The sequence below is a fragment of the Labrys sedimenti genome, assembly GCF_034424805.1.
Classification (GTDB): Bacteria; Pseudomonadota; Alphaproteobacteria; order Rhizobiales; family Labraceae; genus Labrys; species Labrys sedimenti.
The window spans coordinates 20,341-36,023 of record NZ_JAXOUF010000006.1; the positions used below are offsets into that span (position 1 = coordinate 20,341).

At 63.3% G+C, this 15,683-nt stretch carries 15 protein-coding genes; 8 read left to right on the top strand and 7 right to left on the bottom strand.

Translation table 11 applies throughout. The features are described 5' to 3' along the window. Positions 1-941: 941 nt before the first annotated feature. Entirely contained in the window at positions 942-1,334 is a 393-nt protein-coding gene (locus U1R88_RS18815) for a GFA family protein (protein WP_322432626.1), read from the top strand. A 30-nt stretch (positions 1,335-1,364) separates the two neighbouring features. On the opposite strand, the gene U1R88_RS18820 is transcribed toward U1R88_RS18815, so the two are convergent. Continuing rightward, on the bottom strand, positions 1,365-2,873 hold the full coding sequence (locus U1R88_RS18820) for a winged helix-turn-helix domain-containing tetratricopeptide repeat protein (RefSeq protein ID WP_322432627.1): 1,509 nt from the start codon (positions 2,871-2,873) through the stop codon (positions 1,365-1,367). 137 nt (positions 2,874-3,010) lie between these two features. On the opposite strand from U1R88_RS18820, the gene U1R88_RS18825 reads away from it, so the two are divergent. Continuing rightward, positions 3,011-3,256 (top strand): DUF1127 domain-containing protein, encoded by a 246-nt coding sequence (locus U1R88_RS18825; protein WP_322432628.1) that lies wholly within the window; start codon positions 3,011-3,013, stop codon positions 3,254-3,256. 93 nt (positions 3,257-3,349) lie between these two features. After that, complete coding sequence (locus U1R88_RS18830) at positions 3,350-3,985, top strand: TIGR02466 family protein (RefSeq protein WP_245314856.1); 636 nt, start codon at positions 3,350-3,352, stop codon at positions 3,983-3,985. A gap of 30 nt (positions 3,986-4,015) precedes the next feature. Here the strand turns inward: U1R88_RS18830 and U1R88_RS18835 are convergent, their stop codons facing one another. Then, positions 4,016-4,768 carry an SDR family NAD(P)-dependent oxidoreductase gene (locus U1R88_RS18835; RefSeq protein WP_322432629.1) on the bottom strand — a complete coding sequence of 251 codons (753 nt, stop codon included), beginning with the start codon at positions 4,766-4,768 and terminating at the stop codon, positions 4,016-4,018. A 103-nt stretch (positions 4,769-4,871) separates the two neighbouring features. After that, the gene (locus U1R88_RS18840) at positions 4,872-5,519 is read right to left on the bottom strand and encodes a YiiX/YebB-like N1pC/P60 family cysteine hydrolase (protein WP_322432630.1); all 648 of its coding nucleotides are present in this window, start codon (positions 5,517-5,519) and stop codon (positions 4,872-4,874) included. A 211-nt stretch (positions 5,520-5,730) separates the two neighbouring features. On the opposite strand from U1R88_RS18840, the gene U1R88_RS18845 reads away from it, so the two are divergent. Next, positions 5,731-6,792 carry a calcium:cation antiporter gene (locus U1R88_RS18845; protein ID WP_322432631.1) on the top strand — a complete coding sequence of 354 codons (1,062 nt, stop codon included), beginning with the start codon at positions 5,731-5,733 and terminating at the stop codon, positions 6,790-6,792. A 35-nt stretch (positions 6,793-6,827) separates the two neighbouring features. Here U1R88_RS18845 and U1R88_RS18850 read toward each other — a convergent pair whose 3' ends face one another. Further along, complete coding sequence (locus U1R88_RS18850) at positions 6,828-8,402, bottom strand: ABC transporter substrate-binding protein (protein WP_322432632.1); 1,575 nt, start codon at positions 8,400-8,402, stop codon at positions 6,828-6,830. Between the two features lie 399 nt (positions 8,403-8,801). Here U1R88_RS18850 and U1R88_RS18855 point away from each other — a divergent pair, with 399 nt between their 5' ends. Next, positions 8,802-9,356 carry an AAA family ATPase gene (locus tag U1R88_RS18855; RefSeq protein WP_322432633.1) on the top strand — a complete coding sequence of 185 codons (555 nt, stop codon included), beginning with the start codon at positions 8,802-8,804 and terminating at the stop codon, positions 9,354-9,356. A gap of 141 nt (positions 9,357-9,497) precedes the next feature. Next, complete coding sequence (locus tag U1R88_RS18860; RefSeq protein ID WP_322432634.1) at positions 9,498-10,745, top strand: MFS transporter; 1,248 nt, start codon at positions 9,498-9,500, stop codon at positions 10,743-10,745. A 32-nt stretch (positions 10,746-10,777) separates the two neighbouring features. Here the strand turns inward: U1R88_RS18860 and U1R88_RS18865 are convergent, their stop codons facing one another. Both U1R88_RS18865 and dapA read right to left on the bottom strand, forming a co-directional pair. Next, the gene (locus tag U1R88_RS18865; protein ID WP_322432635.1) at positions 10,778-11,194 is read right to left on the bottom strand and encodes a hypothetical protein; all 417 of its coding nucleotides are present in this window, start codon (positions 11,192-11,194) and stop codon (positions 10,778-10,780) included. A gap of 205 nt (positions 11,195-11,399) precedes the next feature. After that, positions 11,400-12,323: a 4-hydroxy-tetrahydrodipicolinate synthase gene (gene dapA, locus U1R88_RS18870; protein WP_322432636.1), complete on the bottom strand. Its 924-nt coding sequence runs from the start codon at positions 12,321-12,323 to the stop codon at positions 11,400-11,402. 305 nt (positions 12,324-12,628) lie between these two features. On the opposite strand from dapA, the gene U1R88_RS18875 reads away from it, so the two are divergent. Both U1R88_RS18875 and U1R88_RS18880 read left to right on the top strand, forming a co-directional pair. Then, on the top strand, positions 12,629-13,549 hold the full coding sequence (locus U1R88_RS18875) for a metallophosphoesterase (protein WP_322432637.1): 921 nt from the start codon (positions 12,629-12,631) through the stop codon (positions 13,547-13,549). Positions 13,550-13,732: 183 nt separating this feature from the next. Further along, the gene (locus U1R88_RS18880; RefSeq protein WP_322432638.1) at positions 13,733-14,584 is read left to right on the top strand and encodes an EamA family transporter; all 852 of its coding nucleotides are present in this window, start codon (positions 13,733-13,735) and stop codon (positions 14,582-14,584) included. Between the two features lie 149 nt (positions 14,585-14,733). Here U1R88_RS18880 and U1R88_RS18885 read toward each other — a convergent pair whose 3' ends face one another. Next, positions 14,734-15,654 (bottom strand): substrate-binding domain-containing protein, encoded by a 921-nt coding sequence (locus U1R88_RS18885; protein WP_322432868.1) that lies wholly within the window; start codon positions 15,652-15,654, stop codon positions 14,734-14,736. Positions 15,655-15,683: the final 29 nt, after the last annotated feature.

Sequence of the window (15,683 nt, forward strand, 5' to 3'; positions counted from 1 at the left end):
GGATGCCGTGGCGCCCCTGCGGTTCGTTTAGGCTCCATCAGATTTGCACGGGGCATGTCTTTGTCGGGCATGGCGCGGCAAGGAGTGTTTTGCTGATTGCGATGCGCGTGGCCTCCCGGCAGCCGGATCAAAGCCGGAGCATTTCCCGCTCGGGTCAACTTCCTTGCTGCAGGCGGCGTTCGGCGGCCGCCTGCCTGTTTTGGCGGCAGGGGCGCGTAATACGCCCGCATGATCAAGGATTGGGCGACAAGGGTGTGCATTTTGGCAGCAATTGCATCTATGCGCAGCACGCAGGGCCGGCATGTGAAAGAAAACGTTGCAGCAGGGGGGCAGCAAATATAATCTCAGCCTTGTCAGACGTTCGGGCCATCATCCTCCCGGTGGCGACCTGGAGCATCTGACGTTCCCCTCTGGATGGTGACTTTTGGACTTTGTCCAAGCTACGGCCGGGTTCGTCCCGGCCGTCTTTTTTTGTCCAGAGTGTAAGGCGGTAGTTTTCTACAGCCTGCTTCATCGGCACAATGCTACATGACAACTTTGTAACGACGCTGAAAGGGAAAGTTTTTCCTTCCGGAGTTGCTGGGCTAAGTCCCGATTACGGATGTCGCGAGCGCCGATCCAGCTGGGCTCGGGCTCTTCATGTCGAGGAGAGAATACCGCCGCCTGAGAACGAGACGGCATGCATATACCGCCGGACGGTCTCGGCAAGACGATGACCTGGCCAATACGTCGGCAGCAGGATCAGGTTTTAGGCAGCATGGGACTGAGCGGTTCGAGGCGCCCTTCGAAAGGCCAGCTGACTTTTCGACGTATGACAATGCAGCGAGACAGGGGAACCGGCAAAAGCGCGAATCGGTCTTAGGACCGCCCTCGGGGATCGTGGCAATGACCGGCCGGTTCGTTGTAACCATTTGATCGCTTGATCGCAGGGGAGGCGCAGCATGGACCGATTCACTGGCGGCTGCCTTTGTGGTGATGTCCGGCTCGTGGCATCGGGGCGCCCATACCGGGTCGGCCTGTGTCACTGTCTCGATTGCCGCAAGCATCATGGGGCGCTCTTCTATGCGTCCGCAGTGTTCCCCCAAGAGGCGGTGACGATCGAGGGCCAGACACGCGACTATGCCGGCCGGTTTTTCTGTCCCCGTTGCGGCTCGTCTGTTTTCGCACGCAGCGCTGACGAAATCGAAGTGCATCTGGGTACCCTCGATGCCCCCGATCAGTTGATGCCCACCTATGAAAGCTGGATCATCCGCCGCGAATCGTGGTTACCGCCGTTTCCGCTCACGAGCCACCACGAACGCGATCGTGAAGCTACGGACCGGACTGAAGATTAGAGAAGAGGCGATTTTCTCGAATCGTGTTTCTCAATCTGGCAGGCCGGCCTTGCGGCAGCCGTCGACGAAATGCTCGAGCGTGGCGGCATCGCGGAAGGGTTCCGTCTCGGCCCAGTGCCGAATCGTGAAATGCGGGTTGCCGACGAGGAACAGTTCGACTTCTATGCGGGCTTCGTCGAGCCGGCCCAGCTGAGCCAGGCTTGCCGCCAGGAAACGGCGTGAACTCGTACGATAGGTCTCGTCCCTGCGCAGCGTCTCGACGGCAGCTTCATAGTCGCCGGCCGCATATTGCGCCTGCCCCAGCGTCAGATAGTACCAGCTTGCCGGAAACGGGTTCAGCCGGAACGCCTTGCGGATCTGCTCGAGACCTTCCTCGACCCGGCCGGCCATGACAGAGATGTCGGATAGGACAGCCCAGATGTCGGCCTCGTTCGGATCGAGTTCGATCGCCTTGGCGAATTGCGTGTCCGATTCGGCGAAGCTGCGGTCATAGGCAAGCAGATAGGCCAGGACCCAGCGGCAGCCGGCATCATTTGGATCGAGCGCCACCGCCTTTCGCGCCAGCTCCAGCGCGACGCTACGAGAGGCCTCGGTCGGACCACCTGAATGCACCCATCCCATCCAGTGGTTCATGGCAAGCCAGCGATAGGGCTCGGCGTAATCCGGATCGAGCAAGGTCGCGCGCGTCAGCATGAGATGGGCTTCCTGCGCGGTCTGTGGTGAATCGTCCATCAGCCTGCGGGCGCGCAGGCACAGGTCGTAGGCCTCGAGGTTCCGGGGCGGATTGCGGGGCGGAGGGGTACGAAGCCGGCGGAGCAGCGCTTCCATGATCTTGCCGGTGACTTCGTCCTGGACGGCAAAGATGTCGTCCAGGCTGCGGTCGAAGCGCTCCGCCCACAGATGGTCCCCGCTCACCGCGTCGACCAGTTGCGCATTGATGCGAACGCGCCCGGCAGCATGTCTGGCGCTGCCCTCCAGCAGATAGCGTACACCAAGATCCTGAGCGATGCCGCGCACGTTCATCGCCTTGCCCTTGTAGGCAAAGGCCGAGTTGCGGGCGATGACGAACAAGCCCGAGATCCTCGACAGATCGGTGATGAGGTCCTCCGTCAGCCCATCGGCGAAGGATTCCTGCTCGGGATCGTTGCTGACATTCACGAAAGGCAGCACGGCTATTGACGGCTTGCCGGGCAGTGGCAACGGCTTTGGCTGCTTGCGGCCGAGTTCTGCGACGGCACCGGTGAACCGATAGCCGATGCGTGGAACCGTGACGATCCATTCACCGCCATCGGTGGCCGGGCCGAGGAGCTTGCGCAATTGTGCAATCTGGACGGTGAGGTTGCCTTCCTCGACCGCCGTGCCGGGCCAGGCTGCGTCCATCAGCGCGGCCTTGCCCAGGACCTCGCCCGGCTTTTCGACCAGCGCCGCAAGCAGCTTCAGCCCCCGATACCCGACGGCAACGGGAGCGTCGTCCCGAAGAAGCGTTCCCGCGCCTGAATCGAGCACGAACGGGCCAAAGGCAAAGCGCGATCCCTGCATGGACAAAATCTATAGCTCATTTGGAAGTTTTGAGAACTATTTGGGAGAGCTTAAGTACGGCGCCGTTCATGTCTTGCACAATCCAGCCTCAATCAGATCGGGGACCCTCTTGGACCTCGAACTTTATGGAGGTTGCCATGAACGATTTTCCCGCCCTTGGGTCGGCCTGCCACCATCAGGAATGGCCTGGAGAGAGCAAAACATTGCGCCGGCTCTGCAGTCTGGCGATCCTGCCAGGGATGATCACGATCTGGCGTCAGCGGATCTATTTTCGCAGGGACCTTGAGGAAATGGCTAAAGCCAATCCTCATTTGATCGAAGATATCGGCATGAAGAAGTGGCAGGTCGAGGCGGAGATCGCCAAGCCCTTCTGGCAGAAATAGGGGAGGGCTTCGGCATTGCGGCAGGGCGTCGGGCTTGCGAGCTTTCGCTGCCGAACGCAAGACGAAGCGACAAGTGGCTTGACAGGCGCGCCCTTGCCCGGCAACTCCCTGGCCATGGCCGAGATCAAGACCCTTTTCGTCACCAAGCTCTATCGTGCCGAACTCGACGAGGCGCAAGCGCCGCTCGCCGAGATCGACGCGACCTGCCGTTCCCTCGCCGAGGATGACGAGGCCGGGCAGGCCTGGTGCTACAAGCATGGCTATCCCGGCTATACGTCCTACGCATCGCTGAATGACCTGCCCTGGCGTTTTCCGGCAATCAAGAAACTGGTGAAGGTACTGGATGGCCATGTTGCCGCCTTTGCCAAGGAGCTTGAGCTCGATCTCGGCCGCGACAAGCTCAAGCTCGATGACATCTGGGTCAATGTGCTGCCGGAAGGCGGCGTACATACCTCGCACATCCATCCGCGCTCGGTGATATCAGGCACCTATTATGTCGCCACGCCCAAGGGCTCCAGCGCGCTCAAGCTCGAGGATCCGCGGCTCGGCCTGATGATGGCGGCGCCCCCGCGCAAGGCCAAGGCGGCCCAGGAGCAGCGGTCCTTCGTCTATGAGGCGCCGCAGGCCGGCACGGTGTTGCTGTGGGAGAGCTGGTTGCGGCACGAAGTGCCGGTCAACCAGGCGGACGAAGAACGAATCAGCGTGAGCTTCAACTATCGCTGGCGTTGAGGCGGGTTGATCGAACCCGATGCCTTGGTCTCAATAGGTTGCACGGCCACCCGAGGCGTCGAAGACCGCACCGGTGGCGAAGGAACATTCCTCGCTGGCGAGCCAGGCGATCATGGCGGTGACTTCATCGACCCGGCCGAAGCGGCCCATCGGGATCTTGGACAGCATGTAGTCGATATGGGCCTGCGCCACCTGCTTGAGGATGGGCGTGTCGATCGTGGCCGGTGCGATGACATTGGCGGTGACGCCGCTCTTCGCCAATTCCTTGCCCAGCGCCTTGGTGAAGCCGATCACCGCGGCCTTCGAGGCCGAATAGGCCGAGGCGGTGGGGTTGCCTTCCTTGCCGGCGATCGAGGCCAGGTTGACGATGCGGCCATAGCCGCGCTTCTTCATCATCGCCGCGATGAAGCGATTGGCATAGAACAGCCCGTTCACATTGATCTCGAAGATGCGCTTCCATTCCTCGATCGGATAGTCGATCACCGGCGCGTTGCGCCCGGCGACGCCGGCCGAGCAGATCAGGGCGTCGATCTGGCCGAGATGGCGCTCGGAGGTCTTGGCGGCAGCCTCGACAGCCTCCGGATTGGTGACGTCGACCACCAAGCCGAACGTGCCCGGGCCGATCTGCGCCTTCGCGGCATCGATACGCGTGGCGTCGACGTCCCAGATCATGATCCGGCCGCCCTCGGCGGCGATGCGCCTGGCGCTGGCGAGGCCGATGCCGGAAGCCCCGCCGGTGATGACGGCACTTCGGCCTTTGAAACGATCGGCGAAGAGGGCCATGGCAGCGCTTTCTCCCGATGGTGACGACGGCTTTTATGACATCCTATTGTAGCCGAGCCGTCCGGCAAGCCGGAAATGTGACGATCTCCTGCACCGGAGCGCGCTAGAGATTGCCGCCGACACGGTCGACTTGGTCGTCACGGGCGATGCTGACCGGTGTGACGATCCCCTGATCCTGGATCCGGGCCCAACAGGCCGTGGCATTCGCCGCCTTGCCCTTGCAGTCGGGATGGCTGGCCCAGCGCCTGGCGAACAGCGCCTTTACGGCAGGGGTTCGGACCGACAGATCACCGAAACGATCGATTTGCCCGAGGGTGATCCCAACGCTCCTGAAAGCCTCGTAGGGCAGTTCACTGCAGTAGATGGCGTTCGGATCGAGGCGAAAATAGAGATCATAGGGCCGGCCGAGATAGGTCCGTGCCGCCGTGATGGCGGCATTTGCCTTGGCTTGATCGAGCCCGCGTACCCGATAGACGGCGAAGCGGCCTTTCATGCCGCGGGCAAGGAAGGCCTCGAGCGGCGTTTGCCGGACGATATCGGCTGCCTCGATCACCATTGGCCCGGAGGGCGTGAGGGCGACGATGCCCATATGCGTGTAGGCGCTGCCCGAGGCCAGGCGGATCGCCTCGCTTTGCGGGCTCTTCGACTGCTGGAAGACGAGGTCGCCCTGGCGCAGGGGAGGCAGGTTCTCCGCCTGGGCCGGGACGGCCGTCAGCGCAAGCGCGATCGGGAAAAGGACTGTTGCGCGCATGGACCCTCCAGCATGGTGGTATGGAAGGTAGGGCGCGAGAATGTTGCCTGTCGAGCCGGTGTGGCATGGAAAATCCGTGCACGGCTCCACTGCTTCCGGGCGAATGGCGGCGGCTCTTCAATCTGGGGAGCCTGTTCTTCGTGACAAGATTGACCTTCCCTTGCGTCTCCGCACCGGGCTATGAAACCCATACGGCTTCGCAGGAGGTTCCATGCTGTCGAAACGCGATTTCGTGACGCTCGCCATCGCGGGAGGGGCATCAGCCGCCACAGGTATCGCGAACTACACCGGCGCCTCTCACATCCTCGTCTTCGTCATCGGTGCCGTCGCTCTTGCCGGGCTGGCCTCGCTGATCGGCGAGGCCACCGACCATCTCGGGCGCTATCTCAGCCCGGCCGCCACCGGCATCGTGCAATCGGCGGTCGGTAACCTGCCTGAACTGTGCGTGTGTATCTTCGCGCTGCGCGCCGGGTTGATCGAGGTGGTGCAGGCTTCGCTGATCGGCTCGATTCTCGGCAACAGCCTCTTGGTGCTCGGCATCGCCTTCATCGCGGGCAGTGTCCGCCACAAGGTGCTGGTGTTCGATGCGGCAGGACCGCGCATGATCGCGGCCCTTCTGCTTCTGGCGGTTTCCGCGCTGATGCTGCCGACACTCGCTTCGGTGATGCACCTGCCGGCGGGCGCCCATGAGGACAAGCTGGCCCTGGTCTGCGCCGGCGTCCTGCTTCTCGTCTTCCTGGTTTCCGTCAGGGTCATGCTCGGCGGCAGCGAACGCACCGTGCCGGCCGAGGCGCATGGCCAGCAGGAGGATGGCTGGCCGCTTTGGCTGGCCTTGACGATCCTGGCGCTCGCCGGCGTTGCCGCCCTGTTCGTGTCGGACTGGTTCGTCGAGGCGCTGAACCCGGCGATCGTGACGCTCGGCATTTCCCAGGCCTTCGCCGGCCTCGTCATCGTGGCCATCGTCGGCAATGCAGTGGAGAACGTCGTGGGCATCCAGTTCGCTTTGCGCAACCAGGCCGAACTTGCCATCAGCGTGATCCTGAATTCCTCGCTGCAGGTGGCGCTGGCGCTGATCCCGGTGCTGGTCTTCGTCAGCTATGCCATGGGCGGCACGCCCTTCACCCTGGTGATCCCGCCGATGCTGGCGGTGGCCCTGATGCTGTCGGCCATCATCGGCGTGGTCGTCACGGCGGATGGCCGGGCCGACATGGCGGATGGCGCTGCGCTCGTCGGCCTCTACGTCATCATCGCCGCCATTTTCTGGTGGGGCTAGGGCGCTGACCGGCGCCCTAGCTGGGGCGTTCGGGCTCAGGCGAACCAGGCCTTTTCGGCGATGCGCTGGTCGCACATGTCGTAGCGCGGATGGGGCGCGGTCCCCATCACCTTCTTGGCATAGCCGTCGAGATAGTCGCTGACGGCAAAGCAGATCATGCCGCCATCGTCGTGGATCATCTTCTGCGCCTCGAAATACATTTCCCTGCGCTTGGCCTCGTCTTCCTCCACCCGTGCGGCGAGGACGAGCTTGTCGAAGTCCGGCCGCTTCCAATGGGTGTCGTTCCAGGCCGCGTCCGAAAGATAGGTCTGCGAGAGCTGCAGGTCGATGGCGGGGCGATCGCCCCAATAGACGGCGCAGAAGGGATCCTTGAGCCAGATGTTCGACCAGTAGCCGTCGGCCGAGACGCGGGTGACGGTGAGCTCGATTCCAGCCTGCTTCATCGATTCCTGGTAGAGCAGGGCAGCGTCTGTAGCGCCGCTATAGGCGCCTTCCGAGACCTTGACCTCCAGCTGGGGGCTGCCGGCCTTCTTGTAGTGGAAGGCGGCCTTCTCCGGATCGTAGAGCGTCTGCGCCAGGTCCTTGGCGAAATACTTGTTCATCGGGCTGATCGTGGTGTCGTTGCCGACGGTGGCATAGCCCTGATAGACGGTGTCGACGATCTTCTTGCGGTCGATGCCATATTTGAGCGCCCAGCGCAGATCGACATTCGAATAGGGATCGGTGTCGCACAGCGCCACAAAGGCATAGCGGTTGCCGGTGCCCTTGGTCTGCACCACGCTTACGTCGGGCGAGGATGTCACCAGATCCATAGTCTTGGGGTCGAGACGGTTGATGGCGTCGACCTGGCCGGCGATCAGCGCCTGCAGGCGCGAGGAGGAATCGCCAATATATTGCAGCTCGACCGAGTCGAAATTGCCGCAGCCCGGCTTCCAGTAATGGCCGGTGTTCTTGGTTACGATGCGCACGCCCGGCTCGAAGGTCTCCAGCTTGTAGGCGCCGGTGCCGTCCGGCTTGGAAAAATCGGTGAAGCCGTTGGGCACGCCGAGAATGTGATAATCGGTCAGGTTGTAGGGCAGGTTCAGATTGCCGCCGTTCAGGCTGATCTGGATCTGGGTCGGGGACAGCTTCTTGATCTCGGTGATGCCCGACAGAAGGTCCTTGGCCGCCGATTTGGTGTCGCCGCGATGCAGGTTGATCGAATAGATGATGTCATCGGCATCGAGCGTCTTGCCGGAATGGAAGGTGACGCCCTTGCGGACGTTGAAGATCCATTCCTTGGCGCCTGGCTTGGCTTCCCAGCTCTCCAGGAGCTCGCCGACGGCATTGCCGTTATTGTCGATCTCGATCAGGCCGTTCCAGATCTGATAGCCGTAGTTGAGCGGGATGGAATCGGCGAAGGAGCGCGGATCGAGGGTGTCGGAAGCCGAACCGCCCTCCATGCCGATGCGCAGCGTGCCACCCTTCTTGGGTGTCTCCGCAGCCAGAGCCGGCCCTCCGAGAATGCCGGTCAGGCCGTAGCCGAGGCCGAGCGCAGCGGCTCCTTTCATCAGCTCGCGGCGATCCACGATCAAGCCCTGTGCACCCGCCTTGCCGATCTTGTCTGTCATGCCTGACTGTCCCCTGTGATGTTGTGCCATGAGCGGCGTACCCCTCTTTATCCGCATCGTGTTGCCTCGAGCGTCGAGCAAATGACCTGCAACCGACACTCTCTACGGGAGAGGCGACGCTTTCGTGATTTCCTGGGCCGCCGAGATAGCGCGCTGAAAGCCGGCGAGGCGGCAGGGGTTTCGGTCGACCCGTCGGCGGTGTAGCCTTAACTCGTGAGTCGCAGGGCCGATGGCGTGTCCTGCCCATGCGCTCGAGGTCGACATCCCGGACAGTGTACGGTCGACGTTACTCCTCCAATTCCTTTTCCTGACCTGCCGCTTGCACCCCGTTCGCACGGGTTCCTGCCATGCTTGCTGCGTCCCCCTGACTGCATCGCTATCACAAGAGGAGATCGAGCCTTGTCTCAGATCGATCGTTTCGTCGTCCTGACCGGTGGTCCCGGATCCGGCAAGACTACGTTGATATCAGCCCTGGTTGCCCAGGGAATCCAGGCCATGCCGGAGGCCGGCCGCGCGATCATCCAGGACCAGGTCGCCATCGGCGGCGATGCCCTGCCATGGGCCGACCGCGCTGCCTTCGCGAATCTGATGCTTGCCGCCGACATGCGCTCCTATCGCGAGGTGCAGGCAGTCGAGGGGCTCGTGGTTTTCGATCGCGGCATCCCCGATGTGATCGGTTACCTCCACCTCTGCGGTTTGCCGGTGCCTGGGCCGGCTCGCAAGGCTGCAGCGCTTTGCCGTTACCGGCGGCAGGTCTTCATCGCCCCGCCCTGGCCGGCGATCTATGCCGGCGATGCCGAGCGCAAGCAGAGCCTGGAAGAGGCACAGGCAACGCATGAGGCGATGATGCAGGTCTATGCCGGTCTCGGTTACGAGCTGGTGCCGTTGCCGCTGCGGCCCGTTGGCGAGCGCGCGGCATTCGTATTGCGGGCCCTGGAGCAGGGGAGCGCATGAGGCATCCATCCGGAAGGCCAGCCATGCTTGGATCGATCTGGCGAAGCCGGGGAGGAAGCTGCTATAGCCTGACCATTGCACGCCGTCCGGTCGGCGAAACATGCATATTCAGGATAATATTCCGGAACGAGGAAACTCTCCGTGTCAGCTTTGCCCCGTGAGGCCAAAAGGCCTGGCGATGTCGATTCCGCCTATTCCTGGCTGCGTCTTGTTCTCACCTTGATTTTGGGTACGGTCGCCTGCGTCGGCAATTGGTCGGTGGTGGTCGTATTGCCGACCTTGCAGGTGGAGTTCGATACGCTGCGGGGCGGAGCCTCCTTGCCCTATACCTGCACCATGCTGGGCTTTGCCGTCGGCGGGGTGGTGATGGGCCGCCTGGCCGACAGGCTCGGCATCGTCGTGCCGATCGTGATCGGTGCCGCTCTGCTCTGCGCCGGTTATGTGCTTGCCGCCTCCACCTCCAATATCTGGCAGTTCGCTGCTCTCTCGACCGTGATCGGCCTGGGCTCGGCCGCTGGTTTCGCGCCGCTGATCTCCGATCTCTCGCATTGGTTCCGCAAGCACCGGGCGTTGGCGGTGACCTTCGCCGCATCGGGCAGCTATCTTGCCGGTGCCGTCTGGCCGCTGGTAATCGAGCATTTCCAGTCCGCCTATGGCTGGCGCGCCACCCATGTCGGCATCGGCCTGTTCGCGCCGGCCGCCATGCTGCCGCTGGCCCTGGCGCTGACACGTCGTCCTGCCACCACCACCTATGCCGCGGCCGAGGCCGCCACCGAGGCCGCACGCAGCGAGCTCGGGCTCTCGGCGAATGCCCTGCAGGCGATCCTGGTGGTGGCCGGCTTTGCCTGCTGCATGGCGATGTCGATGCCGCAGGTCCACATCGTCGCCTATTGCGGGGATCTCGGCTATGGCGTGGCCATCGGCACCCAGATCATCTCCCTAATGCTGGGCCTGGGCGTGGTAAGCCGCCTTGCTTCCGGCTTTGTCGCCGATCGCATCGGCGCCGGGCCAATGCTGCTGATCGGCTCCGCCATGCAGGGGGCAGCGCTGCTGCTCTATCTCTTCTTCAACAGCCTCTCCTCGCTCTGGGTGATTTCGGGCCTGTTCGGCCTGTTTCAGGGCGGCATCGTACCGATGTATGCGGTGATCATCCGCCAGTTCCTGCCGCCGCGCGAAGCGGGCGCGCGCATCAGCCTGGTGCTGATGGCGACCGTGCTCGGCATGGCCTGCGGCGGTCTCGCCTCGGGCTTCATCTATGACGCCACCCAGTCCTACCGGCTCGCCTTCCTGCACGGCTTCCTGTGGAACGTGGTCAATCTCGTCCTGGTCGGCTGGCTCCTGATCTGGCCGAGATGGCGCCAGCGCAGCAAGGCGGCATTGGCGCGCTAAAGGTCGGCTGCGGCCTGATCCCGCCGGTCCTGTCAATCGTTCATGGCGATGTCACTCAGGAGGAAGCCCGTTGGTGTCCTGGTGAAGACAAAGATCTGTTCGCCGCAACCGATGGAATAGGTGTCGTTGCCGTCGCCATCGCGATCATAAACGGGTTTTTCGCGTTGCAGGCAGGTCCGGGTCTTTGCGATGAAATCGGGCCGGTAGATCTTGGCGCGGAACTGCGCGGCGTCGGCGATGGCGGTGTCATTCTGAAATGGCAGTTTCGTCAGGCCGGCGACGGCCGCTGCGTCATTGGCCTTCAGCGCAGCCCGAAACTTGGTGATGAAGCCGCTGAATTCCTTCTGCACGGCGGCGGATGCAACCGTGCTCTTGGGAGCCTGGGCGAAGGCCGGGATGATGGACATCAGGGCGGTTGCCAGCACGATGCACGATGCCAGTTTCATCATCCCGTCCCCCTCCATCATCCGCAATGAAGCCTACACCCGCGCCGCGACCCGTCAATCCTGTGCGCAGCCTCCTGGGTGTGGGGCAGGCTAAGTCCAATGCATGTCATTTAAGAGTTCTCCATTTCGCAGGCCTTTGTCATAGCCGAGGCTTGACCCGGCTATGACAAATCGGAGTGTTTCCCCCTCAAGTGAATTGCGTTGAGGGCTAAGTCGCCGGCTTCAGGCGGTCGATCGCGCCGTCGAGGCGGGCGGCGAGCGCGGCGCTCACCGGCGTCATCGGCAGCCGCAATTCGCCGCTGTGGATCAGGCCCGTTCGCCAGAGCCAGTACTTGATCGCGGCCGGATTGGGTTCGGCAAAGAGCAGAGGCACAAGCTCGCCAAGGGAGCGCCAGGCACCGTCGGCGGCCGGCTCGTCGCCGCGGGCAAAGGCGTCGCGGATGGCGATGAAGTCGGCGGTCTCGACATGGGCAGAGGCGAGGATGGCACCGTCGGCGCCGGCAGACAGGGCGGCGTGGTAGAAGGCATCCTCGCCGGTCAGCACGGAAAAGCCGGGCGGCCGGAGCCGGAGCAATTCGGCCGATTGGGCCGGATCGGCGCAGCAATCCTTGGCTCCGACGATATTGGGCCGTTCGGCGAGCCTGAGCATCGCGTCGTTGCCCAGATTGACGCCGGTGCGATAGGGAATGTTGTAGATCAGGATCGAGTGCCGGGTGCTGTTCGCCAGTGCGTTGAAATGGGCGACCAGCCCAGCCTGAGAGGGCCTGCTGTAATAGGGGCAGGCAATCAGGTGGCCCGCGATCGGCCAGTCCGCCAGGCGGTGAAGCCGCTTGGAGAGCTTGCGCGTATCGCTGCCGGAATGTCCGAGATAGAGCGGCAGTCGATAGCCTTGCCGGGCAAGCTCGTCCGCGCTGACCTCGACCAGCTGCTGCCTTTCACCCTCGTCGAGCGTGAGGCTCTCACCTGTGGTGCCAGCGAGAACGAGGCCGTCCAGTCCGAACTCGCCGTAATGGCGGATGAGACGCCTGAGCGAAACCTCATCGAGCGCGCCGTCGCGGAATGGCGTGATCAAGGGCAGCCACAGGCCCTGCGGGGAGGCCTGGGAACGCGCGGAAGAAAAGGGGATTTCCATGGATCATCTCCGATTGGCCGGAGACGGCAGCAAAAAAGAACCCCGTCGAACCGGCGGGGTACATTTTCGATCTGACTTCGCTGTTGATGGCGCGCGCGATCACCTGCCCCCGATGCGGAGGCGCTGTTTGGAAACGACGAAGATGATGCGCAAGGTGGCCATGGCTTACCTTGGCGCGGGCAGCCATTCCCTGTCAAGCGGCGGTCATGGCCCGCCCTGAGAGAGTGGGCGTGGCGTCCCAGGAAGGAGAAGGGGGCAAGCGAGCAATCGCTTGTATCTCGATATGAACAAGGAAAATCAATAACTTGATAGCGAATTATGATGTGATCGGTGACATTCATGGCCATGCCGATGCGCTGCACAGGCTACTGGCGAGGCTGGATTATCGCGAACGGGACGGCGCCTATCGGCATGCCTCGCGCTCGGTGATCTTCCTGGGCGATTTCATCGATCGGGGACCGGAACAGGTCGAGGTTCTCCGCGTCGTCCGTGCCATGGCGGGGGCGGGCACGGCTCGGGCGGTCATGGGCAATCACGAGTTCAATGCACTCGGCTGGGCCACGCCGGACGGCACAGGCGGCTTCCTGCGGCCCCATACCGAAAAGAACGAAAAGCAGCATGCCGCCTTTCTGGCGCAGATCGGGGAGGGATCGTCGGCCTACCGCGAGGCGCTGGCCTGGTTTGCCTCGCTGCCGGTGTGGCTCGATCTCGGCGGATTGCGGATCGTGCATGCGTGCTGGCACGCCGCTTCGCAGGCCTGCCTTGCCGCAATCTGCCTCAACTCGGCCGGACGCTTTCATGGGGAGGGCCTACGCAAAGCCTATCGCAGCGGCACGCCGGAGCATCTCGCCGCCGATGTCCTGCTCAAGGGACCGGAAGTGCGGCTGCCCGGCGGGCACTCTTTCCGCGACAAGGACGGCCACACCAGGCATGAGGCTCGCCTGCGCTGGTGGGACCGGGAGGCCACGACTTTCCGGCTCGCGGCCCTGGGGCTGGAGGATCGAACGAGCGAGTTGCCGGACGATCCCGTGCCTGCCGATTGCTGCTATGAAGAAGCCATACCTGTGATGTTCGGCCATTATTGGCTGTCGGGCCGGCCGCAATTGTTGTCGCCCGCCGCGTCGTGCCTGGATTTCAGCGTCGCCAAGGGCGGCGTGCTGACGGCTTATCGCTGGTCCGGCGAATCCGTTCTCTCCAACGACAATCTGGTTTGGGTTGCGGCCTGAAGGCGCACGCGAAACGTCGCACCCCGCGAAGCGGCTTTGACATCAAACTGTCATGATGAGAAGGAGGGCACTGAAAGCGCTGGTGAAATTCGCCTGGCGTTTTGCCCGTCCCTCTATCGTGCGCCACCGGCCCGCACCATTGCCGTCGCCGGTCGGTGCCCCTCGCCTCGAAGTCGCTGTCCCATGGAATTGCAACTCCCCGTCTTTCTGGCCGTGCTTGCTGCGGCGGCCCTGCATGCCGGGTGGAATGCGCTGGTCAAGATCAAGCTCGACCCTTTCCTGGCGATGACGCTGATCGCTGTGTCCTGCGGCATCATCGCCTTGCCGGCCCTGGCGATCACGGGCTTGCCCAACGAGGACGCCTGGGTGTGGGTGGCGCTGTCGACCGCCCTCCACCTGGCCTATTACCTGTTCCTGGCCGAGGCCTATCGGCGGGCTGACATGAGCCAAGTCTATCCGATCGCGCGCGGTGCGGCACCGCTGGCCACCACGGCGATTTCCTTGGCTTTCATTCACGATCCCATGACCTGGGGCAATGTCGCCGGCATTGCCGTGCTCGGGCTCGGGGTCCTGCTGATCTCGCTGAAAGGGCAGCGCGGTTCGCTGGTCCCGAGCCGGACTGCCGTGATCTACGCCCTGCTCACCGCCGTCACCATCTCGCTCTACACCATCGTGGACGGTATCGGTGCCCGCGCTGCGGGAAGCCCGAATTCCTATGCGGCCGCCCTGTTTGCGCTCGATGCCTATCCGATGCTGGTGATCTGCCTATGGCGCAAGGGCTGGGCGGGCGTGCGGCCGGCCCTGAAATTCCTGGTGCCGGGCTTTGCCGGAGGGGCGATGTCGCTCGCCGCCTACTGGATCGTGATCTGGGCGATGACGGTGGCGCCCATCGCCCTGGTTGCCGCCACGCGCGAAACCAGCGTGCTGTTCGGCGGCCTGATCGCCATGGTCTTCCTGAAGGAGCCCCTCACGCCGGTGCGCGGGTTCTCGGCCTTGCTGATCCTGGGCGGGCTGGTGCTGATGCGGTTGGGGTAGGGAGGCAGAGCGGCTGGGACCGCGGACGTCTCGTCCGCTTCTTGCTTTCCTGTATATGCAGTGGTTCCAAGAGGCGGACGAGACGTCCGCGGTCCCAGCCTTGGCGTTGCCGGCGCGGAGAAGGCGAGGCCTTCTCCGCCTAGACTACCTCACAGCAATCCGTTCGCCTTCAGGATTGTGTCGGCATTGTCCTTGGTGATGGTCTGGGTATCCAGCACCAGTTTTTTCTCGACCGTTCCGCCTCCCAGGACCTTCAGGGCCTGGCGCAGCCCCTCGGCACCGGGCGTGGGATAGACGAAGGTCGCCGCGAGCACGCCGTCATGGACGTATTTGACACCCTCATTGGGCAGGGCGTCGACGCCGACGAACAGGATGTTCTTTTCACGGCCGGCATCCTTGGCGGCCAGATAGGCGCCATAGGCCATGGGATCGTTGTGGCCGTAGACCAGGTTGATGTCCTCGAAATTGCGCAACGCCGTCGACATCACCTCATAGGCCTTGGCCTGCTTCCAGTCGGCCGACTGCTGGTTCAGGAGATGCTTGATGCCGCTCTCCTTGTCCGCCTTCTCGTGATAGCCGTTGGAGCGGTCATGGCTCGCCTGGGTGCCGAGGCCGCCCCAGATCTCGACCACATTGCCCTTGGCCTTGCCGGCCCCGCCCAGCGTCTTGACCACGAAGTCGCCGACGGCCCGGCCGATCACCACATTGTCGCCACCGATCCACTGGGTGTATTTCTCGGAATTGACGTTGCGGTCGAGCACGAAGACCGGAATCTTGGCGTCCATCGCCTTTTCGACCACGGCGGTCAGGCCCGCCGATTCCTTCGGGCTGATCAGGATGGCGTCGACTTCCTGGGTGATGAAGCTCTCGGTGTCCGACACCTGCTTTTCGGTCTTATCCTCCGCATCGGCCATCAGCAGGTTGACGTTCGGATGCTTCTCGGCTTCGGCCTTCAGGTCCTTGTTGAACTGCACGCGCCAGGGCTCGAGCGTGGTCGCCTGCGAGAAGCCGATGGTATATTTCTTGTCCTCGGCAAGGGCGCGCGGCGTCCAGCCCAGGGGGATCAGCATGGCGCCGCCGCTGGCGAGCGCGGCGCGGA

What these genes read in the sequence shown, in the direction of transcription:
- U1R88_RS18850 (WP_322432632.1), bottom strand. Translation starts at nt 8,402, where the DNA reads ATGACAGACAAGATCGGCAAGGCGGGTGCACAGGGCTTGATCGTGGAT.
- U1R88_RS18845 (WP_322432631.1), top strand. Translation starts at nt 5,731, where the DNA reads ATGCTGTCGAAACGCGATTTCGTGACGCTCGCCATCGCGGGAGGGGCA.
- U1R88_RS18885 (WP_322432868.1), bottom strand. Translation starts at nt 15,654, where the DNA reads ATGCTGATCCCCCTGGGCTGGACGCCGCGCGCCCTTGCCGAGGACAAG.
- U1R88_RS18825 (WP_322432628.1), top strand. Translation starts at nt 3,011, where the DNA reads ATGAACGATTTTCCCGCCCTTGGGTCGGCCTGCCACCATCAGGAATGG.
- U1R88_RS18880 (WP_322432638.1), top strand. Translation starts at nt 13,733, where the DNA reads ATGGAATTGCAACTCCCCGTCTTTCTGGCCGTGCTTGCTGCGGCGGCC.
- U1R88_RS18815 (WP_322432626.1), top strand. Translation starts at nt 942, where the DNA reads ATGGACCGATTCACTGGCGGCTGCCTTTGTGGTGATGTCCGGCTCGTG.
- U1R88_RS18820 (WP_322432627.1), bottom strand. Translation starts at nt 2,873, where the DNA reads ATGCAGGGATCGCGCTTTGCCTTTGGCCCGTTCGTGCTCGATTCAGGC.
- U1R88_RS18865 (WP_322432635.1), bottom strand. Translation starts at nt 11,194, where the DNA reads ATGATGAAACTGGCATCGTGCATCGTGCTGGCAACCGCCCTGATGTCC.
- dapA (WP_322432636.1), bottom strand. Translation starts at nt 12,323, where the DNA reads ATGGAAATCCCCTTTTCTTCCGCGCGTTCCCAGGCCTCCCCGCAGGGC.
- U1R88_RS18835 (WP_322432629.1), bottom strand. Translation starts at nt 4,768, where the DNA reads ATGGCCCTCTTCGCCGATCGTTTCAAAGGCCGAAGTGCCGTCATCACC.
- U1R88_RS18840 (WP_322432630.1), bottom strand. Translation starts at nt 5,519, where the DNA reads ATGCGCGCAACAGTCCTTTTCCCGATCGCGCTTGCGCTGACGGCCGTC.